6 protein-coding genes are annotated in these 9,550 nt (G+C 55.9%); 4 read left to right on the top strand and 2 right to left on the bottom strand.

What is annotated here, in order from left to right; all coding sequences use genetic code 11:
- Window positions 1-72 precede the first annotated feature (72 nt).
- The 4 genes from EZE58_RS04625 to EZE58_RS04640 are packed head-to-tail and all read left to right on the top strand — an operon-like array spanning window position 73 to window position 5,880.
- On the top strand, window positions 73-576 hold the full coding sequence (locus tag EZE58_RS04625) for a hypothetical protein (RefSeq protein WP_167559955.1): 504 nt from the start codon (window positions 73-75) through the stop codon (window positions 574-576).
- Window positions 545-1,303 (top strand): OmpA family protein, encoded by a 759-nt coding sequence (locus EZE58_RS04630; RefSeq protein WP_346773169.1) that lies wholly within the window; start codon window positions 545-547, stop codon window positions 1,301-1,303. Before EZE58_RS04625 ends, EZE58_RS04630 begins: the two co-directional genes overlap by 32 nt.
- Window positions 1,303-2,823: an EH signature domain-containing protein gene (locus EZE58_RS04635; RefSeq protein ID WP_167559957.1), complete on the top strand. Its 1,521-nt coding sequence runs from the start codon at window positions 1,303-1,305 to the stop codon at window positions 2,821-2,823. Before EZE58_RS04630 ends, EZE58_RS04635 begins: the two co-directional genes overlap by 1 nt.
- Complete coding sequence (locus tag EZE58_RS04640; RefSeq protein ID WP_167559959.1) at window positions 2,824-5,880, top strand: DEAD/DEAH box helicase; 3,057 nt, start codon at window positions 2,824-2,826, stop codon at window positions 5,878-5,880.
- 312 nt (window positions 5,881-6,192) lie between these two features.
- On the opposite strand, the gene EZE58_RS04645 is transcribed toward EZE58_RS04640, so the two are convergent.
- Both EZE58_RS04645 and EZE58_RS04650 read right to left on the bottom strand, forming a co-directional pair.
- Window positions 6,193-8,745, bottom strand: coding sequence for a sigma-70 family RNA polymerase sigma factor (locus EZE58_RS04645; RefSeq protein WP_167559961.1), 2,553 nt, complete (start codon window positions 8,743-8,745; stop codon window positions 6,193-6,195).
- A 318-nt stretch (window positions 8,746-9,063) separates the two neighbouring features.
- Window positions 9,064-9,339 carry a hypothetical protein gene (locus EZE58_RS04650; RefSeq protein ID WP_167559963.1) on the bottom strand — a complete coding sequence of 92 codons (276 nt, stop codon included), beginning with the start codon at window positions 9,337-9,339 and terminating at the stop codon, window positions 9,064-9,066.
- Window positions 9,340-9,550 lie beyond the last annotated feature (211 nt).

The raw sequence follows: 9,550 nt of genomic DNA on the forward strand, positions 1-9,550 counted from the left end.
CCTCACCCACTACATCGCCCGATCTCTACTCGAGGCCGGCGGATTCAGACCCCGACTACACCCTCAACTGCGATGAGCCGTTTTACCGCGACCACGCAGGCAGTGACGTCCAAGCTGTCGGACGCAATCGCAAGCATCCAGACAGTGAGCCAACAACAAGCGCAGTCCTTACGATCCCTCGAGCAGCATTCGACTGCTATCAACCAGGTGACAAGCAATTCCAACATGGCTGGGGAGAAGCTTGCGGCCGCGGCTAACGAAGCGAAGGTCTCATTCCAAGAAATGCGCGAACACCAAACTGAGTTTCTGCTTGGTTTAGGCGAATCACTGGACGGTGCGAAAACTAGCCTCACCGACAGCATCGAGCAGACCGCGAAGAAGATGTCCGACTGGCTGGCCGCGTATGCCGAAGCCGTGAGTTCACAGACGGACGAGCGTTTGGAAGTGTGGAACAAGCATAGTACTCAATATGCATCCAGCATGCTGGATATCGCCAAATCACTTGAAGGTGTCGTCGACGAGCTTGAGGGGGTGAGCAAGAATCGTGCTTTCGCGCGCAAGGCAGTACTCAGCTAGCGAATCAAAAGAAACCAACTACTGGTCGTCGTTCACGGACGTTCTGACCGGGGTTCTCTTCGTCTTCATCCTCGTTGTCGTTGTCCTCGCAATCCAGCTCTTGCAAGCGCAACAAGACTTCAAAGCTCAGACCGACGACTTGAGCGAACAGATCGACACTATGAGCAAAGCGGAGTCGACTCGAAAGGACATGCTCCTCGAGATAAAAGACGAGTTGGAGTCACAGGGAATCGAAGTCATAGTCGCCCAGAATGGATCGGTCATCAGTATCCCGAATGAACTGTTGGGGTTCGACAGGGGTTCCTACGAAATCAAGAGGCAGTACAGGCCCACGTCGCTGGCGATCGGCACAGTCGTTGCTGAGGCCATCGAAAAGCACAACGGCTCCAAATTCCTTGATACCGTCTTCGTCGAAGGACACACCGACAACGCCAACTTCGAGGGTCTCGAAGGCACTGGCAATTGGGGACTGTCGACTTTTCGGGCAATCTCGCTATGGAATCTTTGGGAAGACGACCTCCCTGAGAAAAACCAACTTGCGAAGATGCAAGGTCCAGATGGTCAACCTTTGTTCTCCGTCTCGGGGTATGGCGAAACTCGCCCGATGCGCATTGATCAGTCCACGGAACAGGACGCAGCCGCGAACCGACGTATTGACATCCGATTCACGATCGTCCGGGCTGACTCCGATACCTTGAAAGACATTGAACGAGAAGTCACAGGCTGATGGCGTTCGATTTCACCTGGCCTTCTAATAAGGCTGTGATTCTCAACTGGAACGATGCCGAACTCGCGAGTTGGGATCAGTTGGCGACCACGGCACAGGAAATGAGCCACCGGATCGACAACCCTGGGTTCAACGAAGAAACGAGTAGACGCGCAGTTGCCCTACTGAACTCCATGCATCCAGAACGGCACCCGGAGCTGGAAGACCGCAAGATCTGCCGGGCAGTCGTGTCGCTGTGGGCACGCGATCCCACGCTCGCGGAACGCACAATGCGAACGCCGATACTTCAATCAGTCTGTGAGAACGGCCGTATGACAAGGCTGTTCGTCTTTGCACTGGCAAACATGTACTTCACATATTTCGACCAGTTGGACATCTGGGATGAGGGGCTGTTCGCATTAACCGCAGAACTTCTTCAGCGTGGTGTCGCCGAACAGAAGGACGTCCAAGAATCGGGTCTGGTTCGTGCATTCCGAAAGTATCCAGAGGTATGTCTGGGTATTGCTGCACCTGAGAAGCTGGCGCGGTTGGTCGTGGACAGAGACTGTGACCTGCTCTCGGTCATGCGTGAGGTTGGTTTGGGCGACTTTACTGCTGGACGCTTTGCGGAGTTCACTCGTCAACGAGTCTATCTCGACCGAATCACCGCCGCAGACCCCCGAAAGCCACACGCATGGTTGCGTGAACTGTGCGATTCCGACCTGGTGAACGCGCCGACAGCCGGAGGTCTCCGTTTTGGGCACCTCGTAATCGAAGCCATGACAGCTGTCCCAGTTGAGGCTCCCAGCCGCGAATGGGAAGGAACGATACTGCATATCGCAGGTGAACCTCGTGCGCGGGGAACGGTCCGCTGGAACACCTGGTGGTCACGGATTCCAGAAGATAACGTGCGTCGGATTATCACCTGGCTATCAGGCGAAGACATCAGGCTGTTCCTCGAGGCAGTCAAGATATTCGGAGAGAAGAACGGCAAATCAGACCTCGGGAGAATGTTCCCCGACAGGGAACGCTTCCTAAAAGGGTTGCTAGAATTGAATCTCGTTCGCGAAACCCGATTGTTTGCTGGTCCCTCGGCCCGGTCGGCGATTCGCGCGATTATGGGCAGCGAATTACGAACGGATATTTCACAGCTTGTGGGAGGAAACTACGGTGAAACGGCGGTAATTTATATGAACTGCGGTGGATTTCACGTAGTCGAGGGATCCCACAACTTCAAATTGTGGATCATCAAAGATGATCCACCCGAATTGCTGGCTGATTGGAAACGGGATCGTATTCAGGGCCCTGAGTTCCTTCACGCGCTGAGGACTCACGGCAGAGAGCACCAGGATCACAGAGCCCTTACCCACAACGTGCATAAAAAATGGATTTCGGATGCCCTTCTGTTTATAGAGCATTCCGGAACGTACGTTCCTCCAGAAGCGGTGATGTCCCCGGAGACCTATCGGAAGGTGTCTGCCGAAAGACCGTTGCCGGTTCGGCCGAAGTATTGGCGACCCTCAAAACCAGGAGAACTGTAGTTGAGCCTTCGCGAAACTCTGAAAAGGATCCTCGGCGAACGTGTTTCACCTGATGGCACCGGTGGTGACGTTTCGGTCGAGCTTGTACCGGATTTCGACTCGTACGGTGTGAATTTTCGCACCGATCTGAGCACGTGGACTGAGCTTTTGGCCGGACGCGGATCCGGCCGCGGGCTAGAGCAGTTCACGGTTCTGGGGTTGTTGGAGGAGCAGGGTGACGCAGTTCGGCTTCCGAATGGATTCTCTATTGGTGCAAGAGCTGTTTCACGTCTTGATACGGAGATCTCCAGCTTCCTAGGGCTCCCCCCTCGGTTCTCAGGTTCACTTCGGACAGAGGTCATAGGCAATACCACCAGCACTCGGTTCAGCATTTTGCCGTCGTTGATTGTTGACGGCATACAGGGACCTTTTGAGCGCAGCGGCTCTGTCATCAAGGTCGGCCTGAACGAGTACGTGCTGAGCTCGTCAGAGTTTGACGTGCTTGAAGCGATCGAAGCACATGGTTCGCTCTCCCCCACGGAGCGTACCGAAGCAGTCAATGTTGCTCTCGTTGCTCGGCTTCAAGCAACGAAGTCGATAGCACACAGGGAGTCTCCCGGGAGGCCCCTCGAGATCGACCTGGGCCACCTCGAGAAGTACCAGACCTCAGTTCCCGAGAAGGTTGGCGTTATCGTAACGCAGCAGTCAGACGGATCGCTGAAACTCAGTCCTGACCTAGGCGATGGAATCTCTGACGTCGATGTAATCGAACGCGAACATCAGCTTGAGAACAGCGATGTTCTCCGGATTGACGAGCGGCTCGTTGTGCTGCACGAGAGACAGAAGGCGGGCGTCCGGGAGATCCGGAGGAACCGCACGATTCCCGCTGGACAAAGTGAAATCTTCCTGGAATCACCTGGTGAGTTCCTGGATCCTTCGCTTGTCGATCTCGATATCAGCTTCGGGGTGCGAGTTGAAGGCATCGGCGCAATCGTCCCGATGTCTTTCGCAGATGCGCAAGAATCGGGAATCGATTGGTTGACTGCTGCTGCAATTATTCTCGAGCCCAAAGCATTGGCGGGAATTGTCGACACTGAACAGGAACTCGGCGATGTGAGGGACAAGGTTGCAGCCGCCCGGCGTCACGATCAGTCAACGATCACATACGACGAGAAGATCATCGATATCTCGGATGAGAATAAGACGGAGGATGCACTCTCAGAAGCTGAACGCAAGATCTCGGCGACTTCGGATGTGAAAGCCCCGGCGGCAGAACCAAAAGATTCGGTCCAGGTCGGAATGTACATTTCCGAAAGTCACGATCGCTCTGACGAATTGCGACGACTGTCAGACCTCGCAGCCACGGGGTACAAGCCTGACCTGTCTGGCCTGAATTTCACACCCTTCCCGCACCAATGCAAGGGCATCGCCTGGGCGGCCGGCATGATGGCTGCTTCACTGGAAACCCGGACATCTGAGACCAGGGTCCAGGGTGGCTTGTTGGCCGATGATATGGGTCTTGGAAAGACGTTCATGACCTTAGTGGCGCTTCGAGACTTCACACTTCGGCAACGTCGACTGACAGGCGCAGCCAAACCGATTCTTGCAGTCCTTCCACTATCGCTCATTGAAAATTGGGAGGACGAACTCCGAAATGCATTTGACGATGTTCCATTCAAAGACGTCGTAGTTCTACAGAATTCTCGTGACCAGGACAAATACAAGATCCATGGTCGAGGAGCAGAATCGAAGGCCTCGGTGGGGTCGATCGACGCACACGGGATGTTGCGAGACGACGCTATCCGATTGTCTTTGCGTGTTGGCGAATCTCAGAAGGACCGACGGTTGGATATGCCGGAGCGTCTGGTACTCACTACTTACCAGAACCTCGGCCGCTTCCAACTTTCGTTGGCACAGGTGGATTGGGGTGCCATCGTGTTTGACGAGGCGCAGCAGATCAAGAATCCGGAGATCCTGACCTCCAGGGCGGCAAAGGGTTTGAAGGCTGACTTCAAGCTGCTCTGTACCGGCACCCCAATTGAGAACTCGCTGCAGGACATCTGGAATCTGTTGGATACTGCTCAACCTGACCTGTTGGGCAGCTGGAGCGACTTCCGTGAGCGGTGGGTGAAGACTGCCGACACTTTGTCTTCTGATGAACAGCAGAAGCGCGGAGCAGAGCTCCGCGATCAGATCGGTCGATTCATGCTGAGGCGGACAAAGGAAGACACAATTTCCGGGCTTCCTTCGAAAACGGTTCACACTGGCCTGGAGTCAGAAACGGACGCCAGCGAGCTGACTTCTCATTCCAAGTTCGATTCAAGGCTTTCAACCGAGATGCCGGAAATTCAACGAACCTTCTATGATCGAGTGCTTAAGATGCATCGTCCCCGCAAAGGTGGTGCACTTGAAACGATCCAACGACTCCGCAACGTCAGCCTGCATCCGGCGACTATTCCCGAGTCGGGCGCGGCATGGGAGATCGGCTATTCGGCGCGAGCAACCGGTATGTTGAAAGTGCTGGATGACATCCGTGATGCAGAAGAGAAGGTCATCATCTTCGTCATCAGCAAAGCTGTTCAAGCGCGAGTGGCCGTCTGGCTTCACGAGCGTTATGGTTTCTCCCCTCGCATCGTGAACGGCGAGACGAAGGCAGTGACGTCCAGTGCGGCGAAGTCCCAGGAGTCGCGAAAAACCATCATCAGGGACTTCGAGTCCGTGCCTGGCTTCAACATCATCATCATGTCGCCGTTGGCTGTCGGTGTGGGACTCACGGTGGTGGGAGCCAATCATGCTATTCATCTTGAACGTCACTGGAATCCGGCGAAAGAAGCCCAAGCTACAGATCGGATCTATCGGATCGGGCAGACTAAGCCCGTCCACGTTTATCTGCCCTTGGCAATACACCCAACCTTGAAATCGTTCGATGTCAACTTGGATGCGTTGCTAAGGTCAAAGACTGACCTCAAGGACTCTGTGGTTGTTCCAGGTAGCGTCGAGACCGAGCTGATGAACCGGTTGGGCATCTCGGATTCGGAAGTGACGGGCACCGATCCGAACGTAGCAGCTGCCTGCTAGTGGACAATTGGACTCTTGACTATGCTCTAGTTGCCTAGAGCGTTCCCACGAAGCAGGGGCTACCCCTTTGGGGCGTCGATCCTTGATGAGCAGCGCCGCACGAAGCATGAACCAACTCCAACGGTCCTCCAGTCGCTTCACCTTGGTGGAACTGGGTCGTGCGTTCCTCATTGCTCCTAAGGAAAGGGTTGCAAGCGCCGATTTGGGACACTGATCGAGTCCGTTGAATGAGGGCATGAGTTTGCGTTTGAGAAAGGTTCAGACCGCGTCCGGGGCAAACGCGGTTCCGATCGGGCTCATAGGGAGCGTCGTTCACCCCACACGTTCCGGGACTGCAGAGTGCGAACGTGAAAGATCAACTGGCTTCGCCGAAGCCTCGACGATCTCACATAGGTGCTCAAGCGACTTTTTCTCGAGCTGTCGAATCCTTTCGCGAGTCACGTTGAAGTGTTGACCGATGAGATCCAGAGTCTGTAATTCGTCGTCATACCAGCCGAACCTCCGCCGGATGATCTCCGCCTCTCGTTCTGGCAATGTGTCGACCAGGTGGTTGACCTTCGCCACCCACTCAGTCTCAACGAGAACCTGTTCCGGGTCATCCGTGAACATGCTGGGGTCGATGATACGATCATCGATCGTGGAAATGCTGTCGCGGTAGTGCGTGCTCCATTGCATTTCGAGATAGCTCTCGAGCGAGAGTGGTTGCATGCGCAAAGCCGATTCAGCCAGGGAGTGATCGTGGGAGCACGCCGCCCTGGACTCCTCAGTTGCATTGCAAGTCAAGTAGTCTGGCAGCGTCTCAACCACGTGGACAGGTAAGCGGATCGTATTCGAGAAATCTGCCAATCCGCGGGTGATGCTTTGGCGAATCCACCACATCGCGTACGTCGAGAACTTGTTGCCCTTCGTATAGTCGAACTTTTGCACGGCTCTGACGAGGCCTAGATTGCCATCCTGGATCAGGTCGAGAAACGCCATCTTCCGGCCGCTGTACCGTTTGGCCACAGACACGACGAGTCGCAGATTCGCGCAGACCATTTGGTCAAATGCCGCGTCTCCGTCGGCAACGACTCCCTCCAGGTCGTGGCGTTCCCTGCGCGTCGAGTACTTACCCAGGTCATGCAAGTATTTCGCGAAGAGGCCCGCTTCAATGCGCATCGCACATTCGACTTCCTGCTCTGCGCTGAGAAGTGAATATTGCGCAATCTGGTTGAGATAAACCTTGACCAAGTCATCAGTCTCTGGAAGCCAACTCAACTGTTCGAGAGGCTCATCGTCCTCGTCTTTCAACAGGACGACCGACGATTGATTGTGAGGAATGGTTCGCGGAATCTCCGGTGTCACCACACCGTCAGACGCATTCTCTGATCCGGAGGGTTCGAATGGAATAAGCAGTTGCGCGGGGGTCGGCGATCCGACTTTGTCTGCATCGTCCGCATTCGGGCGGTCGTCCGGACTGCCGCGTAAGAAGCGGCGCAGTTCCCGTTGCTGAGTTTCGTGGAACTCAGCGATTCGCCGCGCGTGGGGCAGCATCGACCCGAACTGCTGGTCCCAATTGCGTTCTTCGTCTTCGATGGTGTTCGTAGCAAACAACACGACGAAACGACCGTGGCGGCCGTCCTTCTTCCGTCGGATCACGCGCCCAAGGCGTTGGACCGTCTGCCGTGGTTGCTTGCTTCCAGACAGGACCACAGCCAGGTCGGAATCGGGAACGTCGATGCCTTCGTCGAGGATCCGAGGGGCACAGAGTGCCTTCGCGATTCCGCTTGCAAACAGCTGCAAGGCCCCGCGTCGTTCGTATGGTTTTGACTCTGACGAGACTGCGAGAGTCTCTATGCCCTTGCTCATGAGGACATCCGTAGCGCGAGTCGAGGAATCGACGGTCTGCGAGAATACGATGGTTCCCCGAGACTCATCGATCACGGGGGCAATTCCCTTTAGGACCTCCAGTTTGTGCTTTGCATTGGTGAGCACCTTCTGACGCTTGACGACCGCTTCGAGATACTTCCTCGCCATGAAGGCGACCGGTGATTGGTCGTTCTTCCGTGCTGCAAGGCGCTGAACCGCCCGAGCGAATTTCTCATACGGAGCATGCTGAAGCTCGAGTTTGGTCTTCAGCGACATACCCAACTTGCTCACTGATGCGCTGGCTGCTTGGTATTCGGCCCGCTCTGCGTCGGTCAACTTCACCCCGACGAATGCCACGTCGAATTCGGCTATCACTCCGTCCGAGAGGGCGCGGTCGTACCACATTTGGAACACGACACCCCCGAAGTACGGGTCGAGTACTTCTGCATCCGCGTTGTCCGGGCGCCGGTATGTCGCGGTCAGCCCCAGCCTGTACTTGAAGTTGGCATGGAGAGCCTTCGCAAAGGTCGGAGCAGCGTAACGGTGGCACTCGTCTGCGATGAGCAGTCCCTCGGAGTGAACGTTAAGTAGAGACTCACGCGTCGCAGAGTTGATGATCGCTACGAGGATGTCGCACGCGCCCAGAGAATCGTGTCGACCATTGCCCAAGGTGCCGACCGTTGCTTGGGGAAGAGTCTCGAGGAGACGCCTCTGCCACTGCGCCTGCAACTCTGCTGTCGGTACGAGCACCAGAACTTTGATGCCCTGGCGAAACGCCTCAAACGCGGCAGTGATGCCGATCATCGTCTTACCCGATCCGGTGACCGCCTCAATGACGCCACGGCAATCCGCTTGATGCCACGCATCGAGTGATTCGGCCTGCCATTCCCACAGGTACGGGTTGACTTCCGAACTGGAGCACGAGGAGACCGTGGCGACGAAGGGGTCGCGCCGGTTGTCGGGCGCCATGTGTTCGGCCCGGTTGCCGCTTGCTAGGGGTTCGACGTCGACAGCCAAGGCGGAAACATGTCGGCCCTCCGAGAAGCGCAATGGCAATTCGGGGACTGGCATTGGCGATGGACTGTCCGCTCGAGCATCCATTGTGATCCCTCCACTGAGTTGTAGGACATCACACTAGAAGTCGGTCCTGACACAGACGATTCTGGCGCAATCAGAGCGGGCCCGGACAACCTTTAATCGCAGCCAAACAAGATGAGACGTAATCGCAATCGAATCGAGTTCCGGGGCTGCATTTGCGCCCCTGGACCAGACCACCATGGCGTAAGTTCTTTCCTAGCGGACGACTTTGCCTATCGGGATCTCAGTCCTTGATCTTCAATCGACCAGCTCACGACCGGAGGCAGCTCTCCACGCGATGTGGTCGAGTGCCCGCGGGTCGACGTTCATCTCCTCGGCCGTCTTCGTGATGAGTTCTGCCGCGCGTCTGGTATCGAGTTTTGCACTCTCGCCGAGCGCTCGGGCGAGGAAACGGAAGATCATTCGGTCCGGTTTGACCGAAGGCAGGCCCGCGAGAATCAGCAGGTAGTTGTATGTGACTCCAGAACTCTGGCTGGGCAGTCGCTTCCAGGCCCGATAAACGTCGTTGTCCAAGAGATCATCGTTCGCTCGAACGTGCGCTACCAGTTCAGGCACAGTCTGAGAGCGTTCGTTGCTGTGAATGCTATTACGAAACTGTGACGTCATCCGTGGTCAACGTCGGTGATGATCGATGCGACACCCTGAATTGCGAGTCACTGAGCCTTTGCCGAGCAGCTGACTTGATACTACTGTCGTGACCAGGCCGTTCACGGAAAGGGACAGC

This window comes from Brevibacterium sp. LS14 (assembly GCF_012027885.1).
GTDB lineage: Bacteria > Actinomycetota > Actinomycetes > Actinomycetales > Brevibacteriaceae > Brevibacterium > Brevibacterium casei.